Source organism: Lentzea sp. NPDC036955, assembly GCF_055608005.1.
The window spans coordinates 77,160-94,616 of the sequence record NZ_JBVJRC010000018.1 but is presented as its reverse complement, the minus strand read 5'-3'; the positions used below and the strand labels follow the sequence as shown (position 1 = coordinate 94,616).

The following is a 17,457-nucleotide window of genomic DNA, read 5'->3' as shown; positions in this document are numbered from 1 at the left end:
GAATGGAGATCATCCCGACATGAAGGTGTCCAGTCGACGGAACCGCGCGTTCGCCGTGCTCGGCTTGCTACTGGCCGGGGCGCTGGCAGGTGTGGCGGGCTCTTTTCTGGAAGAGGCGACCGGCCAGTTCTGGCTGCGTTACCTGCCGATGGTCGTGGTCGTCGTCGTCGCCGTGATCGCGATGTTCCGCGCGGGACTGATTCCGTCGAAGAAGTGACCTGACGAGTTCGTGGAGGCGCAGTCCGGCGAGCAGCGTGTTTGGCAGGACATGGTGCACCAGGCCAAGATTCACCGTGCACGTTCACCACACCGTCGTCGACTCACCGGTCGGGCCGCTGACCCTGGTCGGCGAGGGCTCGGCCCTGATCGGCCTCTACTTCGACGGCCACCTGCGACCTCCGCGCCTCGGCGACCTCGGTGACGCCGATCCCTCGGCGTTCGACGAGCCCCGCCGGCAGCTCGACCAGTACTTCGCCGGGCAGCGGCGGAGCTTCGACCTCGAACTGGCGCCCCAGGGCTCGGCGTTCGAACGGAGCGTGTGGGCGCTGCTGACGTCGATCCCGTACGGCCAGACCCGGACCTACGGCCAGTTGGCCGCAGAGCTCGGCGATCCGGGCGCCGCTCAGGCGGTGGGCAACGCCAACGGGTGGAACCCGATCAGCATCATCGTGCCCTGTCACCGCGTGGTCGGCGCCCGCGGCAGCCTCACCGGCTACGCGGGCGGGCTGAGCCGCAAGCGCTACCTGCTCGACCTCGAAGAACCTCCACCGGAGCAGGACGGCCGCCTGTTCTGAAGGCCGGTGGTGACCGCGGCCGGCAGTGGCAAGGGTCGCCAGGGCAGCGCGCCAGGCCAGTCAGCGGGCACGGGATGCGGCAACTGGCCGGTGCGGCAGAGCGATACGGCCGACTCCGGCGTCCCGGTAACCCGGATGGGCCTTGCTTTATCGCTCAAGAAGGGCGAACTCTGTGGTCCGCGCTCGCTTTCTCCGCCAGCAGCACCACAACAGCGAGAGCTGCCGCGATGCACGCCTTCACCGCCGCCATCGGTCGACCACGACAGGAGAGCAGCACATGCGCCGGAGAAAGAGCGGTCTCGCGATCATGGCGGCGGCGGTGGCAACCGCCATGACGGCCGTGATCATCACGAACCCCGTGTCAGTCCAGGCGGTCGACGCGCCGGCGTGCGCGGTCGGGTACCAGGTCGACCAGTGGAGCAACGGCTTCGTCGCCCAGGTCAAGGTGACCAACAACAGCGCCCCGATCGACGGTTGGACGCTGACCTGGACCTTCGCCGGCGACCAGCGCGTCACCTCCGGGTGGAGCGCCGACGTCACGCAGTCCGGCAAGGTCGTGACCGCGCGGAACCAGGCGTTCAACCGCGGCATCGCGACCGGGGCGTCCGTCCAGTTCGGATTCCAGGGGACCTTTCAGGGCGTCAACGAAACACCGGTGGACTTCACCCTGAACGGCGTGCGGTGCAACGACACCAACCCACCGACGACGACAACGACAACTACGACCACGACAACGACGACCACCTCGCAGGAACCGCCCCCTGGTTGCCCGAGCGGCGCGTTCTGCGACGGCTTCGAGAACCAGACGGGGACGACGCCGGCCGGTGACTGGTCGCTGACGTTCCCGAACTGCCAGGGAACCGGCACCGCGACCGTCGACAGCTCGACCGCGCGCAGCGGCGGCAAGTCGATCCGCGTCAACGGCCGCGCCGGCTACTGCAACCACGTGTTCCTCGCGACGCCCAGGAAGACGACCGGATCCAGCCTGTACACCCGGTTCTACGTGCGGCACACCACCGCGCTGCCGGAGGCGCACGTGACGTTCGCGGCGATGAAGGACACCGCCGACGGCGGCAAGGACCTGCGCATGGGCGGCCAGAACCGCGCCCTGCAGTGGAACCGCGAGTCCGACGACGCCACGTTGCCGGAGCAGAGCCCCAACGGGGTCGCCCAGAGCACCCCGCTGGCGGTGGACCGGTGGACCTGCGTGGAGTTCGGGATCACCGGTTCGGAACTGCGGACCTGGGTCAACGGCACCGAGGTGCCGGGTCTGCGCGTGGACGGTGTGTCCACTCCGGACGTCGACGCGCAGTGGTTGCGCCGCAGCGGGTGGAAGCCCGCACTGACCGATCTGCGGCTCGGCTGGGAGAGCTACGGCAGCGGTGACGACACGCTGTGGTTCGACGACGTCGTGATGGCGGCGTCACGGGTCGGCTGCTCCTAGGTCCTCCGCGCGGCCGGCACGATCGGGACCGGTCGTGCCGGCCGCCCGCGACCTCGGCCAGGACTCGCCATCGCCGAATCGTAAATCGACTAATCACCGCGCTGAATTTCTCCGCAATTCGACACAATCGAACGACATTCGACTTGACTGTGTGTTACGCCACTGTTAGGACTGATTCTGGGAGCGCTCCCAATCACCTGAGGCCGACTTCCTGGAGATGTCATGGCAGAGCGTCGAAACCACTCGGACACCGCGGGTTCGCAGCCCGTGCGGCGACGGACCCTGCTGGTGGCGGGCGCCGCGCTGCCGGTGCTGGCGGCGGGGGCGACGCCGGCCGCGGCAGCCACCTCGGTGGTCGTCGAACCGTCGAACGTGCAGCAGACGATCCTGGGCTTCGGCGGGATGAACCACACCGTCTGGACCAGTGATCTGACTGCCGCCCAGCGTGAGACGGCGTTCGGCAACGGCGCGGGCCAGCTCGGGTTCACCGTGCTGCGCATCCCCGTCCACGAGGACCGCGCCAACTGGAGCCGCGAGGTCGCCACGGCCCGGCGCGCGGTCGAGCTCGGCGCCAAGGTCATCGCGTCGCCGTGGAACACGCCTGCGTCGATGACCGAGACCTTCTCCGGCGGTAAACGTCTGCGGTATTCCTCCTACGGCGCCTATGCGCAGCACCTGAACGACTTCGTCGCATTCATGGCGAACAACGGGGTGAACCTCTACGGCATCTCGGTCCAGAACGAACCGGACTACGCCCAGGAATGGACGGCGTGGACCCCTGCCGAGATCGTCAGGTTCCTCCGCGAGAACGCGGGCTCGATCAACGCCAGGGTCATCGCCCCCGAGTCGTTCCAATACCGCAAGAACCTCACCGACCCCATCCTCAACGACCCCGCCGCGCTGGCGAACGTGGACATCATCGGCGCGCACCTCTACGGCACCCGCCCCGCGGACCTCCCCTACCCGCTGTTCCAGCAGAAGGGCGGCGGCAAGGAGCTGTGGATGACCGAGGTCTACCACCCGAACAGCACCGACTCCGCCGACCTGTGGCCGCAGGCGCTCGACGTGGGGGAGAACATCCACCGCGCGCTGGTGGACGGCCGCTTCCAAACCTATGTGTGGTGGTACATCCGCCGCTCGTACGGCCCGATGCGCGAGGACGGCCAGATCAGCAAGCGCGGCGCCAACATGGCGCACTTCTCGAAGTGGGTGCGCCCCGGCTACTCCCGGATCACCGCGACCGCGAACCCGCAGTCGAACGTCTACATCTCGGCGTTCAAGAGCGGGACACGGATCGTGATCGTCGCCATCAACAAGAACACGTCACCGGTGGACCACGTGTTCACCCTGCGCGACACCGGTTCGGCGACGGTCTCGACCTGGCTGACGAGCGCGACCGCGACCCTCGCGCACTACAACGACTTCACCGTGTCCAACGGGACTTTCAACGCCCAGTTGCCGGCCCGCAGCATCAGGACGTTCGTGCTGAACTGAGGCTTGTTCAAATCCCGTCGTCGAACGTGAAGAACGCCGCCGCGTCATGAACAAAGACTGTTCGTGGACAAACCAAGATCGGCGAAGTAACCATGAACCCGGTCTCGGTGGAACGTCGGTCCGTTGCGGTGATCATCAACCTACCGACGTCAGTCCGGCAAACGGTTGCTGCTCCGGGGAATCAGCGGTTGTGCCCACCCCTGCCTGTGAAAGGGGGCGCTGAACGTTCCCTGCGCCGAGGCGACATGCCGACGATGGGGTTAGCACGATGAACGAACCACGAACACGTTTGATCTTGGCCTTCGACGGGTCCTGCGGGCAGTGCCGGCAGATCTCCCGGTTGGTCGAGCGGGCCTGCGAGGGAAAGCTCGAAGTCCGCCCCCTGGGCAACCCGGACGTTCTGCGCTGGCGGGAACAGGCCCTGGGTGCGGAGGCACCGTGGGCACCGACGCTCCTCCGGGTCGAAGGGGACGAGGTCCGCGCATGGGTGGGCCGGGCGATGGCCGTGCCGTTGGTGCGACGGCTGGGGTTGCGTTCGACGGTCCGGGTGGTCCGGGCCTTCGGACAGCTCCGCGTCTCCGCGGCACCTCCGGCCGAAGGCACCGGCGACGTGATGGGGCGCAAGCAGTTCCTGCAACTCGGCGTCGGTGCCGCCGTGGTGGCCGGCCTGGCCGTCACCGGGCAGGTACCCGCGTTCGCCCGCAGCGGCCGGTCCAAGTCGCGGGCGTGGGTCGAGGCGAACATGCACCGGCTGCCGCGCCAGTACGCGGACTTCTCCACCTACCCGATGACCTACCGCAGGCAGATCTACCCGCACCTCCCGCCCGAGACGAAGCGGCAGCTCTGGCTGGACCACCTCAGCCAGTACCGTGCGAACGCCGCAGGACTGACCCCGGCCGGAACCGCAGTGCTGGACCGGGCGACGGCCATCGTGCGCGACGAGTGCACCTTCACCTCCGTTCCCGAACCGGGCTCGAAGTTCGACCGAACCCTGCGGGAACTGCGGCAGAAGGCCATCCGGCAGTTCGGCCGCGACGAGGCGAACGCCATGCTCATCACGCTCGGTCCCGTGCAAGACCCGGTCTCCTCCCCGGTGGAGGAGGACGACGACCTGGACGTCACCTGCTCCTGCTCGGACCAGTGCCACGACGAGTGCCCCGGTAGTGACCACTGCGAGTACCAGCTGCACAACTGCGCATTCATCACGGACTGCTGCGCGTTCTGGCTGTACGTCTGCAACGGGCTCTGCACGCGGTGATGCGCCGGGCGTGATCCGTTGCACCACCTGGCCCGTGCTCCGGCGAGCGCCACTTCGCCGGAGTACGGGCCATGCGTGTGGCAGAGGAGGTACCAGGCGTTCGGCAGCTCAGAGGACTGCGGTGAAGGTGACCGTGCCGCTGACGCTGGTCAAGCCCTCAGGGGTGAGGCAGGCGGTGAGGTCGGTGGCGGGCAGGACCTTGGTCTGGACGACGGTCGCGCCTGCGAACAGTCCGTCGACCACGGTGCCGGTCAGGACGAGCACCGTGGTGCCGCCGGGCTTGAGGTTGACCTCGAAGCCACCTCGGACGGTGCTGCTCTGCCCGGTGTTCCAGTGGTAGGCCGAGGTGTGGGTGGTGGAGCCGGCCAGGCAGCTGAACGTGCCGCTGACCAGTGAGGTGAAGGTCGCTCCGGTGATCTCGGGATGGCTGGGGGACACGCAGCCGCCCAGCGTGCCGGTGGCGGTGAAGTCGATGTGCCTGGGCAGCAGCGTCATGCCGGGGGAGTAGGTGCCGACCTGGGTGCCCAGTGCGCAGTTGACGTCCACCGCGGACGCCGAAGCGGGTACGTGGAACAGCCCTGCGGCGCCGAGCAGCCCGCCGACCACGGCGACGATCGATGAACGCAGACGCATGAGGATTCCCGTTCTCCGAAAATGGTGATGAGCGAATCCAGTTTTGCGATTCGCTCATCCGCTCTCAATCGGCTGAACGGCTTGTGCTGGAACGCTGTCCGCAGGCGGGTCAGGCGAGCTGGGTGATGGTGATGTTCGCGGGGCCGCTGGTGCCGGTGACGCCTTCGGGGGTGAAGCACTGGGCCGGTGTGGTGTTGAGCAGCGCCGCGGTCATCACGACGGTGGCCCCGGTGAACCTGCCCGCGGTCACCGTGCCCTGGTAGACCACGACGACCTCGTTCGCGGGACGCAGCACCACGAGCCCGACTGCGGCCACGGTGGTGGTCTCGCCGGTGTTCCAGGTGATGGTCACGGTGATGGAAACACCGCCGCCGAAGCAGGACACCAGGCCGTTGGCCACGATCGCGTACCCGCCGGAGGTGATGGTGGGGGACCCGGTGGAGACGCAGGAACCGTAGTCGGCGCTGGAGTTGATGGCGACGACCCCGGGTTGCGCGGTGACCCCCGGCTGGTACGTGTTGGCGCCGCTGCCCGTGCAGGACAGCAGCTCGGTCGCTGCCTGGGCCGTGGACGCTGTGGCGACGAGTCCGGCTGCCATCACGACCGCGACCACGGCGCCCGTCAGGGACCGCCGCACCATTGACAACAGACCTGCTGTTTCCATCGAGTCCTCCTCACGTCCGGGACCTGGCCCGATCACACTGTAATCCCGCAATAGGGCGCCAAATGAGCGAAAAACCGCTGGCTCTCCTCGCTGCAGGCGTGAGCGGTGGTGCCCTTTTGCGTGTTGCGTGAAATACACCCGTTCGGCGGATATCCGCATACGTCGCGGGCTCGTTGAAGGAGGGCGAATTCCGCGACGTGAGGACATGACGGATGAGAAGGCTTGGAGCCGGGGTGGCCGCCGCTGTGCTGGTGGTGGCCGGCGGTGTGCCGGCGAGTGCGGTGGACGGCACGCTGCCCGGTGGGATCGGCATCGCGGTGGACATCGAGACGCCGCTGCCCGACACGGTGATCCCCAAGGGCACCACCACGGTGGTCGGCACGGCGTCGATCGGCACCAGGACCGCGACGCCGAGGACGTCACTGGTCTACGTGCTGGACAGCTCCGGCAGCCTCAGCCAGGCCGGGTGGGACGCGGAGAAGCAGGCCGTCGCGCAGTTCCACCGGGAGGTGGCGCAGCAGCCGTACCTGGGCGTCGGCACCGTCGGCCTCGCCGCGTTCTCCACCACCGGCCGGGTCTTCTGGACCGGGCAGGCCGCCGGTCCGCAGTTCCAGAACGCGCTGGCGGCCCTGCAGTGGCAGGACGGCAGCACCAACTTCACCGCCGGTCTGAGGGCGGGCACCGAGGCCGCGAACGCGACGACGGAGCCCCGATCTCTCATGATCTTCCTGTCCGACGGCCGCGACAACCACGCCCTGGAGAACTTCGAGGGCGCGCTGTCCCAGGTGCCGGAGCGGGTGGACATCCACACCGTGGCGTTCGGTCCGGATGCCGAGTGCGGCAACGGCCCGCGCAGCCTCAAACGGATGGCGGACGCCACTGGTGGCACGTGCGTCAAAGCTTCCGAGGTGGGGGACCTGCCGGCCGTGCTGGGGACGTTGTTCCCCTCCGAGCTGCAGCGTCTGACGCTGACCGTGGACGGCGGGCCGGAGCTGCCGATCACCGACATCACCCCGGCGCTGCCCCAACCCGGTCCGCGCCAGGTCCGCTACACCGTCGAGACCCCGCCGCTGGACGTGGGCAACCACCCGTTGTGCGTCACCGCCCACGGCACCGACCACGCGGGACGGGGGAAGGTCACCGACTGCACCAACGTGATCATCCGCGAACCCGCGCCCGGCACCACCACGGCGGTCCCGACCACCAGCGCCACCCCGACCAGTCCCGGCAGCCCGCCGCCGACGGCGGCACTGCCCGGCAACCGGCAGGTCAGCGTCATCCCGCGCGGGGGCGTGGACACGGGCGACGGCACGGCGGCACCGTGACCGCCCGCAAGCGCGCGCTCATCGCCGCCACCGCGGCCGCACTCCTGATCGCCGGCCTGCTCACCGCCGGTCTGCTCCTGCCCTCCGGCGACGACGGTCCGGCCGCGCAACCAGCCGCGCAACCGGCTGCGGCGCAACCACCGACGACGTCCGCCGCGGCACCGGTCGAGGTGCGCATCCCCGCCCTCGGCGCCCGCTCCACCCTGATCCCGCTGGGGCTCAACCCCGACGGCACCGCCGAGGTCCCACCGCTGGACCAACCCCTCCAAGCCGGGTGGTACAAGCACGGCCCCGCACCCGGCGACACCGGCCCCGCCGTTCTGCTCGGCCACGTCGACGGTCACGGTCAGCCCGGCATCTTCCACGACCTCGCCAAGCTGAAGTCCGGTGATCGCGTCGAGGTCGTCCGCCACGACACCAGCACCGCGACCTTCACGATCAGCCGGGTCGACCGCGTCCCCAAGGACCGCTTTCCCACCGACTCCGTCTACGGCGAGACCACCACCCCGCAGCTGCGCCTGATCACCTGCGGTGGCGCCTTCGACTCGGCCACCGGTGACTACGGGGACAACGTCATCGCCTACGCCGACCTCGTGTGACCGCCGCCCGGTTCATCCGGCGGCGAGCTCGGTCAGCGGGTCGGTGTGCACCGGCGTCCACCCCAGCTCGCGCCGCGCCTTGGCCGGGGTGAGCTCCTGGTCGAGCGCGAACGCGTCGGCGATCGGGCCCATCTGCTCGCGGGCCTGCTCGATGCCGAGGGAGGCGGTCTTCCCCTCGAGTCCGGCGCCGCGGGCGCAGGCCTCGGCGACCTCCTTGGCGGTCGGGTTGGTTCCGCTCACGCCGAGGTACGCCGAGCCCGCCGGAGCCGACAGCGCCGCCACGTAGAGCCGGGCGAGGTCCTCGACGTGGATGAGGCCCAGTGGTTGCCGCCGTCGCCGATGTACGGGATCGCGCCGTTCTCCTTGCCCGGCTGGACGAAGAAGATGTCGATCAGGCGGTTGTCGCCGCCGTGGAGCAGGCCGGGGCGCACGACGACCGGCCGTCCGCCGTCAGCGGCCCTGGCCAGCACCGCGTCTTCGACGGCCTTGCGCCAGGCCACGATCGACGGGGAGTTCCACGGCGCGCTCTCGTCCTGCACGCCGTGGGTGTCGCCGTGGACCCAGCTGCCGCCGGTGTGCACGTAGGTGCCGCCGCCGACGCCGTCCTGCATCGCGGTGGCGGCCGCCAGGTCCTCCTCTCCGCTGGTGGCCTGGGCGAGGTGGACCACGGCTTCCGCCCGCGCCGCGGCGCGGGTGAGCACGCCGAGGTCGGTCAGGGCACCTCGGACCGCGCTCGCACCAGCCGCGGCCACGGTCGCCTCGGCGCGGTCGCTGCGGGCGAGCGCCTCGACGACGTGCCCGGCGCGCACCAGCTCGCCGATCGTCGCGCGGCCGATGTAACCCGACCCACCGGTGACGAAGACCCTCATGACTGTTCCTTCCTCCGCGTTCTGCTGCTCCTCCACGGTGGCCCCGGCACCCGGCATGCGTCCAAGACCTGTTCCGCGCGCTGTGATGCCGCGTCGGCATCACCGGCCTGCGATGATGGGGCGATCGGACCGGAGGTGGTGAGCGACGTGGACTTCGACCTGCGCAGGTTGCGGTATTTCGTCGCCGTGGCAGAAGAGCTGCACTTCGGGCGGGCCGCCGCGCGGCTGCACATCGCCCAGCCCGCGCTGTCGCGCCAGATCCGCGCCCTCGAGGACGAGCTGAGGACGGCGCTGTTCGTCCGCGACCGCCGGAGCACGGTCCTCACCGCGGCGGGCGAACAGCTCCTCGCCGACGCCCGCGACCTGCTGGCAGCGGCCGAAGCCGCGCACCGCCGCGTCACGGCAGCGGCCGGGGCGAAGCCGGTGCTCACCATCGGTTTCATGCCGGGCATCGTGGTCACCCCGGCGGTGCGGGCGCTGGCGCGCCACCGGCCGGAGGTCAGCGTCCGGCTGCTGCGCACGAGCTGGCACGACCAGGTGGAGGTCGTCCACGACGGCCGCGTGGACGTCAGCATCGTCCGGTTGCCGGTCGACCAGCGCGGGCTCACCGTGCGGCCGCTGTTCACCGAACCCCGCGTCGTGATGGTGCCCGCCGGTCACCGGCTGGCAGGGAAGGAGTCCGTGTCGGTCACCGAGCTCGCCGACGAGCACCTGCTGCAGGACCCCGCCGCCGTCCCGGAGTGGCGGGACATCGCCCTGGAACTGCGCAAGCGGGACCGCCCGGAGGTGCCGCGCGTGGACAGCGTCGAGGAGAAGCTGGAACTGGTCGCCGCCGGAGCGGGGATCTGCCTCATCCCCCGGTCGACGGCGATGTTCTACACCCGCCAGGACGTCATCGGCATCCCGGTCGAGGACATCGCGCCGAACCAGGTGTGCCTGGCCTGGCTCGCGACCCGCCGGTCACCCCTCGTCGACACCTTCGCCGACGCCGCGGCGAGCCTGGTGCCCTGATCCCGGCGAGCACGACGGCTGAGACGCCGTGCGGCGCGGGGAAGCCGGTCGGGACACCGTTGCCCTGCCCGCTGATGGCCTTCTGGGTACCGGAGCTGCACCCTTGCGCGAGCGTCCTGCCGGCACAGGTGACATGTGGTGCGCGATGATCCCGATGGCGAACATGACGACACCGAGGACCCAGTACACCGTGCCCGAGAGCAGGCCGACGACGAGGAACGCGAGGCCCGACGCCAGGAACACGGCCAGGTGCTTGATCGGTGCTCCGGGCGTCAGGCTGAGCGCGATGATCCGTTCCGAGTTCCAGGGGTTGCCGTGATCGAGCGGTGCCCTGCGGCCGGGCGACGACGTCTTCGTGTTCGTGTCCATTGCGGTGAGCTCTTCCTCCGGAGGTGTGGTCGAGATGTGCGTGCTCATCTGCTTCCACCATGCGTGCAAGGACGGGGAAAGGCAGGAGCGCCCGTCGGTCGAGTGGGGCGAGATCAGTTTGCCGACGCCCGGCAACGCCCATATGGTCGCGCCGGAGGCCGGCGAACATCGGGGGTCCCGATGTGCGCGAGCTCGCCGATCGGCTTCAGCTGCGCCACAACAGCGTTGTCGAGCCGGTCGGCACGGCGCGAGGTCAGGACCTCGTCGCGCGGGCCGCGTGACGGGCGGGGCCGGGTTCGAGACGGGTCGGGGGTTCCGATGACGCGGCAAGCGATCAGCATCCGCCGGGAGTGTGGCGAGGTGCCTCGATGACCCCCAAGGGCCGGCGCACGAGCCGGAAGGCGGACCCGGACGAGCTCGGTGACGCCTGGCTGGCCGCGGTCGCCAGGGACGTGAGTGCCGCGGCGGGTGACGTGCCGGTCGAGCTGCTGGGTGACTTCCTGCCGTTGCTCGCCGACGCCGCCGCGAACGGGCGCCGGCCGCGGCGTTCGGAGCTGGAGGCGGTCGAGGCGCTCGGGCGCCGTGCCGCGGAGCTGGGGGTGTCGGCCGGTACCGCGGTGCAGCTGTACCTGTCGGCGTCCTGGCGGCTGTGGCGGGAACTCCCGGTGGTGGCCCGTTCCACCGACAGCGAGGTCGTGCGTGCCGCCGCCGAGGCGGTGATGCACGCGGTCGCCGACGCGGTGGCGATCCTCGCGGACGGGTACAACTCCGCGCGGCGCCGGATGGTCAGGCGCGAGGAGGCGTTGCGGCGGGAGCTGGTCGACGACCTGCTGCGCGGTGATGCCGACGTCGGTGGCGTCGTGGAGCGCGCGGAACCCTTCGGCCTGGACCTGACCCGGCCGCACCAGGTCGCGCTGGCCGCACCGCGGCGGCGGCTGCCGGACGCCGACGCGGCGACGAGCTCGCTGGAACGCCTCGTGCTGGACCTCCTCGGCGACCGCGACGTCCTCGTCGCGGCGAAGGACGGACTGGTGGTCGTGCTCGCACCGGGGGAGTCCGAAGCGCTGGACCTGGGCTCGCTGATGCTCGCCGAGCTCGACCGGTTGCCGCGGGGCAGGCCGTGGCGGGTGGCCGTGGGCCGGGCGTACCCGGGGTCCTACGGCATCGCGCGTTCCTACGAGGAGGCGCGCGAAGCGCTGACGATGGCGGCGCGGCTGCACCTGGACACCCCGGTGATCCGGGCCGAGCAGCTGCTCGTCTACCGCGTGCTGGTGCGTGACCAGCCGGCGATCGTCGACCTGGTGAACGCCGTCCTGGGTCCGCTCCGGAAGGCCCGTGGCGGTGCGGAGCCCTTGCTGGCCACCCTGGAGACCTACTTCGCCACCGGGGACGTGGCGACCGAGACCGCTCGGCAGCTGCACCTGTCCGTGCGCGCGGTCACCTACCGGCTCGGCCGGATCAAGGCGCTGACCGGCTACGACCCCACCGACCCCGGCCACCGGTTCACCCTGCACACCAGCGTGCTGGGCGCGAGGCTGCTCGGCTGGCCGGGCGACGACACCATCGACGGGGCCTGATCAGGTTGCCGACGGTCGGCAACCTGATCACGGACGAGTTGACCGGCCGGACGCGCTGCCGAACCCGGGGTGCGCGGGGCAGAGTTGATGTCAACCGGCCGAAGTCCTCGACGAAGGAGGTTGACGTGCGTCGTGCCATGCACAGCGTGTCGATCGTGCAGACCGCGCAACACAACCGGCTCACCGGCCACCTGCCCGCGTTGAAGGACCGGCTGGAGCGGGAAAGGGCGTTCCGGCGCGAGCAGCTCGCGGAGCTCGACGCACCGGCCCCCCTGCCCGGCGACCACGCCCTGCGCGAGGTGACCGAACAGATCACCGCCGCTGCCAGGATCGCGCTCACCGACGTCGAGATCGCCCTCCTGCGCATCGACATCGGTTCCTACGGCCGCTGCCAGACCTGCCACGCGGACATCCCGTTCCGTCTGCTGGAGGCGATTCCGCAGCTGCGGCTCTGCCCGGCCTGCCGGCACGACGACACGGGCGAGCAGTCCCGTCGTGGTCGGCCGGTCAGGCGGCACCGAGCACGTTCCTCCTGGGCTCGTGGCACCACCCGGCCGAACTCATCGGTCTGCCTGACGTCCAGCGGAACCAGGTGACCGGATGACCTCCGCCGAACCGGCTCCTGTTGCACCAGAAGGGAGTGAGCGATGAGCTCCGACCACTTGGGACAGCACCTCGGTCACCTCCGGCAGCGGCCGGTCGTGGTCGGCTACAACGGCAAACGGCACGCCCGCGTGGCGCTGGCGTGGACGGCCGAGGAAGCCGCCCGGCGGCGGGTGCCGCTGGTGGTGATGAACGCCGCGAACTACCCGGGGATGACGCTCGGGCCTGCTCCCGGTCTTCTCGACCCGTCACCCCGCGGGCTGGAAGCCGACGAGGAGGTGACCGCCGCGGGTGTGGCCGAGGCGCGGGCCCTCCAGCCCCGCCTGCACGTGTCGGGCGTGACCCTGGCGACCGCGCCGGCCGACGCGTTGGCCGACGCCGCCGCGAGCGCCGGGCTGCTGGTCGTCGGCAGCCGCGGGTTCGGCCGGGCCCTGTCGGTGCTCCTCGGGTCGGTGGCCTTCTCGGTCGCGGCCCGCGCCCGCTGCCCCGTCGTCGTGGTCAGGTCCGACGGCCGCCCCCGGCCCGCCGGTGCCACACCCGAGGTGGTGGCCGGGTTCGACGGTTCGCCGGAAGCCGCCGCGGCACTGCGCTTCGCCGCGGACCACGCCGCCGCGACGTCGAGCGGGCTGCTGATCGTCACCGCCACGGGCGGGGACGTGTCCGCGGGCGACGGTTCCGACCGGCGGCTCCTCGCCGCGCGGAACATCGCGGAGGAGGGGCGCGAAGCGGTCGGCCGGGCACATCCGCACCTCGACGTCGTCACCGCCGTCGAAGACGGTCCCGCCGAGCGCGTGCTGGTGACCGCTTCTGCGGCGGCGCGGCTGGTCGTCATCGGTACCCGTGGTCGCGGCGCGTGGCGCGGGATGCTGCTCGGTTCGGTCAGCCAGCAGGTCGTCGACGGCGCTCGCTGCCCGGTCGCGGTGATCGGCGCCGACCCGCCGGTGGTCGACCTCGTCGAGGTGTGGGGCCGCGACTCGTTCCCGGCCAGCGACCCACCGGCGAACTGGTAGGGCCGCGGACTCAGCCCTGTGCGGCGCCGAGCAGCCTGGCGCGGACCTCCGCGATGTCGGCGCGGTGCCCGACGATGAGGAGCTGGTCGCCGGAGCGCGTCAGCTCGTGACCCTCCGGTTTCATGACGGTCTGCTCGCCCCGCACGATGGCGACCAGCGTCGCCGAGGCGTGGCCGTCCAGCCCCAGCTCGCTGACCGACAGGGACCGGGCCTCCGGCTCCACGGTCAGCCAGTCGATCGCCACCGCGCCGAACACGGCGGGTGCGTCGTGGTTGCCACCGGCCGGTTCGAAGTAGACACCGGCGAGCACGGCACCGAGCGTCCGCGCCTGGAGCTCGTCGAGCTGCACGGCACTGCTGGCCGCCTCCGCGTCCTCTTCGAACGTGTAGAGGTGACGCGTGCCGTTGTTCTGCACGACGACAGCGACTCGGCCACCGCTCGTGCAGCCGATCTCGAACAGCTTGCCCAGCCCTGGCAAGTCACGCCTGCGCACCGGGACGTCCATGACTCGACATTGGCACAGGCTCTGGTACCGGGCAACACGCGCTCACAGCGGATGCGCACCCGTCTGGGACCCAGTACGGTCGGGAGCGTCCGCCGCCTGCGGAAGGAGTTGCCGTGACCGTGCGAAGCGGAGGCGCGGCACCACCTGACGACGGCGAGACCCGTGCCGAGCCGGCTGCCGACTGGCAGGGGTGGACGGCCTGCGCCGCCGCGGCCGCGGGGTTCGTGCTGTGCCTGCTCGGCTGGCTGGCCGGAGGCGGCGGGTTCTCCGCCCCCTGGGCCCCGAGCCTGAATCTGCGGCTGAGCTTCACCTTCGACGGTCTCAGCGCCCTGTACGGGTTGCTGGCCACCGGTGTCGGCGCCCTCGTCTTCGCTTACGGCACGCGCTACCTGACCCTGCACCTGGAGCACCAACGCCGATCGGTGGTGGAGCGGTGGCGGTTCTGGCCGTGGATGCTGCTGTTCGCCGTGTCCATGGTGGGCCTGGCGACCGCTCAGGACCTCGTGCTGGTGTTCGTGTTCTTCGACCTGACGGCGGTGTGCTCGTACTTCCTCATCGGGTTCGACCGGGCTGATCGCGAAGCGCGGACCTCGGCGTTGATGGCGTTGCTCGTCACCGTGATCGCGGCCGTGGCGATGCTCGTGGCCGCGGTGCTGCTCTACGCGCGGCACGGCACGTTCTCCATCCCGGAGTTGCTGGCGCACAACGACTCCTCGACGACCACCGCCGTCGCGGGCGCGTTGCTGGCGGTGGCAGCGCTGGCCAAGAGCGCCCAGGTCCCGCTGCACTTCTGGCTGCCCAGGGCGATGGCGGCGCCCACCCCGGTGTCGGCCTACCTGCACTCGGCGGCGATGGTCGCGGCCGGTGTGCTGGTGATCGGCCGGGTGCACCCGCTGCTGGCCCGCACCGAGGCCGTGCTGACCGGCCTGCTGGTCGTCGGGGCGACGTCGGTGGTCGTGGGAGGGGTGCTGGCACTGCGGCGTGACCGGCTCAAGCAGGTGCTCGCGTACTCCACGATCTCGCAGTACGGCTACGTGGTCATGATGTACGGCATCGGGGGAGCCGCGGGCAACGGCGCCGCGGCGTTCTACGTGCTGGCGCACGGCGTGGCCAAGAGCGCTCTGTTCATGACCGCGGGCGCGGTCACGACGGCCACCGGCGAGGACCGGCTGTCCAGGCTGGGCGGGCTCGGCCGCCGCATGCCCGTGCTCGCCGTCGCGGCCGGAGCCGCGTCGGCAACGCTGGCCGCGCTGCCGCTGACAGTCGGGTTCTTCAAGGACGAGCTGTTCTTCACCGCGGCGTTGGAGCACGGACCGATGACCGCCGCACTGGCCGTTCTCGCCGCGGTGCTGACGTTCGCCTACATCGGCCGGTTCTGGACGGCGCTGTTCCTCGGGCCTCGGCGCGGCGAGGTGGTCACCTCCTCCGGACTGCTCGTCACCCCCGTCGCGATCTTGGCCGTGATCGCGGTGATCGGTGGCGTGGTGGTGGAACCGTTCGCGCGGCTGGCGGAGGACGCGGCAGGGGTCTCTGCCGGAGAACAGGTCGCCCTGTCCCCGGCCTACCACCTCGACGCGCGCCCGGAGAACCTGATGGCGCTCGCCGCGTGGGGGTTGGGCGGGCTGCTGCTGGCCCTGCCCCGGGTCACGGGCCGGGTGTCGCTGGCCGTGGCCGCGGCGGGGGAGCGGTGGGGACCGAGACGGGCCTACGAGGCGGCGCTGCACGGGCTGGACCGGCTGTCGTCCGTGCTGCACGACCGCGAGGTGCGGGACCTGCGCACCAGCATCGCCGCGGTGCTCGTTCCGGCCGGTGTGCTGATCGGACTGGCGTTCGCGGCCACCCCCACCGCGGGCGCGTACGTCGTCGGCCCGGTCGCGGGGGTCGACTGGGTGATCTTGCCGCTGCTCGGGCTGGTCGTCGTCACGACCGCGGTCATCGCCAGGTCCCGTTCCCGGATCGCCGTGGCGCTGGCCCTGTCCGTGGTCGGCTTCGCACTGGCGGCGCAGTACGCGTTGCTCGGCGCCCCGGACGTCGCGCTGGTCGCCGTCGTGGTCGAGACCATGCTGACCCTGGTCTTCGTCGCGGCACTGGCCAGGATGCCCGACGCCCACCCGGTGCGGGACCCGGCCGTCCCGCTGCGCAGGCGACGCCGGCGCGACGCACTCGCGGGTGCCGTCGCAGGGCTCGCCGTCTTCGTGTCGGTGTGGGGCTTCCTGTCCCAGCCGGCGCCGGACAGCGTGTCCGCGGAGCACATCCGGCTCACACCGGACGCGCACGGCGGCGACGTCGTCACGGTGATCGTGGCCGACTTCCGCGGCTTGGACACCCTGGTGGAGATCACGGTCCTGCTCGCGGCGGTGGTCGGCGTGGCCACCCTGATCCGGCGCGGGCGGCTGTGGTGAGCCCCGGTGACGACGACGACACCCCGGACTCCGTGGTCCGGGTGGTCGCCCGGCGGCTGCCCGGCCCCAGCGTCGTGGTCGCGGCCGCGCTGATCGTCAAGGGCTACGCCGAGGTGGGTGACGGCTTCGCCGCCGGGGTGATCGTGGCGCTCGCGATCTCGCTGGTCTACGTGGCCCTCGGGGCCGAGGCGGCGGAGTCCGCGCTGCCGTTGCTGCGCCACGCGCCGAAGCTCGCCGTGGGTGGTCTGCTCCTCGCTCTCGCCAGCGGGTTCTTCCCCCTCGCGCTCGGCCGGCCGCCGGTGTCGCACCGCCCCGGCCCAGGAGAACACGTCGTCAAGATCGGCGCACTGGAGCTGTTCACCCCGCTGCTGTTCGACATCGGGGTGTTCCTGCTGGTCGTCGGTGTGCTGACGATCCTGGTGCACCACCTGGCCCGGCCGAGAGGGGAGCGCACGCGGTGATCCTCGCCTTCGCCCTCACCGCCGCCGTCCTGTTCGGTTCCGGCGCCTACCTGCTGCTCAAACGGGACCTCATCCGCATGGTGGCGGGCATCATGCTGATCTCGCAGTGCGCCGTCGTCACGCTGCTCGCGTCGAGCCTGAGCCGAGGTCAGGCGGCGATCGCGGTGCGGCCCGGTGACCTGGTGAGCGATCCGCTGCCCCAGGCGCTCGCGCTGACCGCCCTGGTCATCGGCCTGGCAACGGTGGCGATGCTGTTCGCCCTGGTGCACCGGGCCATCGTGGTCTTCCGGACCACCGAGCAGGACGAACTGGCCGCGACCGAGTCCGAGCACGACGCCGGGCTGGAAGCGGAACGGCGGGCCGAACGCGAGGAGGTCGAGAACGGACCCGACGAGGAGTGGGAGCCGCACACCGAGGACGGGCTGGTCCGCTGATGCTG

20 protein-coding genes are annotated in these 17,457 nt (G+C 70.9%); 14 read left to right on the top strand and 6 right to left on the bottom strand.

The features are described from left to right. The first annotated feature begins 19 nt into the window (after nucleotides 1–19). The 5 genes from ACZ7CF_RS40725 (at nucleotide 20) to ACZ7CF_RS40705 (ending at nucleotide 4,990) form a co-directional block, all read left to right on the top strand. Nucleotides 20–217, top strand: coding sequence for a hypothetical protein (locus ACZ7CF_RS40725; protein WP_470372367.1), 198 nt, complete (start codon nucleotides 20–22; stop codon nucleotides 215–217). A 76-nt stretch (nucleotides 218–293) separates the two neighbouring features. Then, the gene (locus ACZ7CF_RS40720) at nucleotides 294–794 is read left to right on the top strand and encodes a methylated-DNA--[protein]-cysteine S-methyltransferase (RefSeq protein WP_470372366.1); all 501 of its coding nucleotides are present in this window, start codon (nucleotides 294–296) and stop codon (nucleotides 792–794) included. A 277-nt stretch (nucleotides 795–1,071) separates the two neighbouring features. Next, nucleotides 1,072–2,238: a cellulose-binding domain-containing protein gene (locus tag ACZ7CF_RS40715; protein ID WP_470372365.1), complete on the top strand. Its 1,167-nt coding sequence runs from the start codon at nucleotides 1,072–1,074 to the stop codon at nucleotides 2,236–2,238. Between the two features lie 222 nt (nucleotides 2,239–2,460). After that, on the top strand, nucleotides 2,461–3,732 hold the full coding sequence (gene xynC, locus ACZ7CF_RS40710; RefSeq protein WP_470372364.1) for a glucuronoarabinoxylan endo-1,4-beta-xylanase XynC: 1,272 nt from the start codon (nucleotides 2,461–2,463) through the stop codon (nucleotides 3,730–3,732). Between the two features lie 268 nt (nucleotides 3,733–4,000). Next, nucleotides 4,001–4,990, top strand: coding sequence for a bacteriocin fulvocin C-related protein (locus ACZ7CF_RS40705; protein ID WP_470372363.1), 990 nt, complete (start codon nucleotides 4,001–4,003; stop codon nucleotides 4,988–4,990). 108 nt (nucleotides 4,991–5,098) lie between these two features. On the opposite strand, the gene ACZ7CF_RS40700 is transcribed toward ACZ7CF_RS40705, so the two are convergent. Both ACZ7CF_RS40700 and ACZ7CF_RS40695 read right to left on the bottom strand, forming a co-directional pair. Beyond that, nucleotides 5,099–5,623, bottom strand: coding sequence for a hypothetical protein (locus ACZ7CF_RS40700; RefSeq protein ID WP_360393415.1), 525 nt, complete (start codon nucleotides 5,621–5,623; stop codon nucleotides 5,099–5,101). 109 nt (nucleotides 5,624–5,732) lie between these two features. Beyond that, nucleotides 5,733–6,287, bottom strand: coding sequence for a hypothetical protein (locus ACZ7CF_RS40695; RefSeq protein ID WP_360393418.1), 555 nt, complete (start codon nucleotides 6,285–6,287; stop codon nucleotides 5,733–5,735). A 212-nt stretch (nucleotides 6,288–6,499) separates the two neighbouring features. On the opposite strand from ACZ7CF_RS40695, the gene ACZ7CF_RS40690 reads away from it, so the two are divergent. Both ACZ7CF_RS40690 and ACZ7CF_RS40685 read left to right on the top strand, forming a co-directional pair. Continuing rightward, nucleotides 6,500–7,612: a vWA domain-containing protein gene (locus ACZ7CF_RS40690; RefSeq protein ID WP_470372362.1), complete on the top strand. Its 1,113-nt coding sequence runs from the start codon at nucleotides 6,500–6,502 to the stop codon at nucleotides 7,610–7,612. Beyond that, the gene (locus tag ACZ7CF_RS40685) at nucleotides 7,609–8,211 is read left to right on the top strand and encodes a class F sortase (protein ID WP_470372361.1); all 603 of its coding nucleotides are present in this window, start codon (nucleotides 7,609–7,611) and stop codon (nucleotides 8,209–8,211) included. Before ACZ7CF_RS40690 ends, ACZ7CF_RS40685 begins: the two co-directional genes overlap by 4 nt. A gap of 12 nt (nucleotides 8,212–8,223) precedes the next feature. Here the strand turns inward: ACZ7CF_RS40685 and ACZ7CF_RS40680 are convergent, their stop codons facing one another. Both ACZ7CF_RS40680 and ACZ7CF_RS40675 read right to left on the bottom strand, forming a co-directional pair. Beyond that, a complete protein-coding gene (locus ACZ7CF_RS40680) occupies nucleotides 8,224–8,451 on the bottom strand; it encodes a hypothetical protein (protein WP_470372360.1) in 228 nt (75 codons plus the stop codon). Continuing rightward, the gene (locus ACZ7CF_RS40675; RefSeq protein ID WP_470372359.1) at nucleotides 8,448–9,080 is read right to left on the bottom strand and encodes an NAD-dependent epimerase/dehydratase family protein; all 633 of its coding nucleotides are present in this window, start codon (nucleotides 9,078–9,080) and stop codon (nucleotides 8,448–8,450) included. Before ACZ7CF_RS40675 ends, ACZ7CF_RS40680 begins: the two co-directional genes overlap by 4 nt. A gap of 138 nt (nucleotides 9,081–9,218) precedes the next feature. Between ACZ7CF_RS40675 and ACZ7CF_RS40670 the strand changes: the two genes are divergently transcribed. Then, nucleotides 9,219–10,091: a LysR family transcriptional regulator gene (locus ACZ7CF_RS40670; protein WP_470372358.1), complete on the top strand. Its 873-nt coding sequence runs from the start codon at nucleotides 9,219–9,221 to the stop codon at nucleotides 10,089–10,091. On the opposite strand, the gene ACZ7CF_RS40665 is transcribed toward ACZ7CF_RS40670, so the two are convergent. After that, a complete protein-coding gene (locus tag ACZ7CF_RS40665) occupies nucleotides 10,041–10,508 on the bottom strand; it encodes a hypothetical protein (protein ID WP_470372357.1) in 468 nt (155 codons plus the stop codon). The genes ACZ7CF_RS40670 and ACZ7CF_RS40665 overlap by 51 nt on opposite strands. A gap of 320 nt (nucleotides 10,509–10,828) precedes the next feature. Here ACZ7CF_RS40665 and ACZ7CF_RS40660 point away from each other — a divergent pair, with 320 nt between their 5' ends. From ACZ7CF_RS40660 to ACZ7CF_RS40650, 3 genes are all read left to right on the top strand, one after another. Then, nucleotides 10,829–12,037 (top strand): PucR family transcriptional regulator, encoded by a 1,209-nt coding sequence (locus tag ACZ7CF_RS40660; protein WP_470372356.1) that lies wholly within the window; start codon nucleotides 10,829–10,831, stop codon nucleotides 12,035–12,037. 125 nt (nucleotides 12,038–12,162) lie between these two features. After that, entirely contained in the window at nucleotides 12,163–12,633 is a 471-nt protein-coding gene (locus ACZ7CF_RS40655) for a TraR/DksA family transcriptional regulator (protein WP_470372355.1), read from the top strand. Between the two features lie 51 nt (nucleotides 12,634–12,684). Then, nucleotides 12,685–13,650 (top strand): universal stress protein, encoded by a 966-nt coding sequence (locus ACZ7CF_RS40650; RefSeq protein WP_470372354.1) that lies wholly within the window; start codon nucleotides 12,685–12,687, stop codon nucleotides 13,648–13,650. A gap of 10 nt (nucleotides 13,651–13,660) precedes the next feature. Here the strand turns inward: ACZ7CF_RS40650 and ACZ7CF_RS40645 are convergent, their stop codons facing one another. Then, complete coding sequence (locus ACZ7CF_RS40645; RefSeq protein ID WP_360393443.1) at nucleotides 13,661–14,155, bottom strand: cation:proton antiporter regulatory subunit; 495 nt, start codon at nucleotides 14,153–14,155, stop codon at nucleotides 13,661–13,663. Between the two features lie 113 nt (nucleotides 14,156–14,268). On the opposite strand from ACZ7CF_RS40645, the gene mbhE reads away from it, so the two are divergent. Genes mbhE through ACZ7CF_RS40630 form a run of 3 tightly spaced genes read left to right on the top strand, consistent with a single transcriptional unit; the run spans nucleotide 14,269 to nucleotide 17,452 of the window. Continuing rightward, on the top strand, nucleotides 14,269–16,557 hold the full coding sequence (gene mbhE, locus ACZ7CF_RS40640; protein WP_458431586.1) for a hydrogen gas-evolving membrane-bound hydrogenase subunit E: 2,289 nt from the start codon (nucleotides 14,269–14,271) through the stop codon (nucleotides 16,555–16,557). Next, a complete protein-coding gene (locus ACZ7CF_RS40635; protein ID WP_360393448.1) occupies nucleotides 16,554–17,018 on the top strand; it encodes an MnhB domain-containing protein in 465 nt (154 codons plus the stop codon). Before mbhE ends, ACZ7CF_RS40635 begins: the two co-directional genes overlap by 4 nt. Next, complete coding sequence (locus tag ACZ7CF_RS40630) at nucleotides 17,015–17,452, top strand: sodium:proton antiporter (RefSeq protein ID WP_470372353.1); 438 nt, start codon at nucleotides 17,015–17,017, stop codon at nucleotides 17,450–17,452. Before ACZ7CF_RS40635 ends, ACZ7CF_RS40630 begins: the two co-directional genes overlap by 4 nt. Nucleotides 17,453–17,457: the final 5 nt, after the last annotated feature.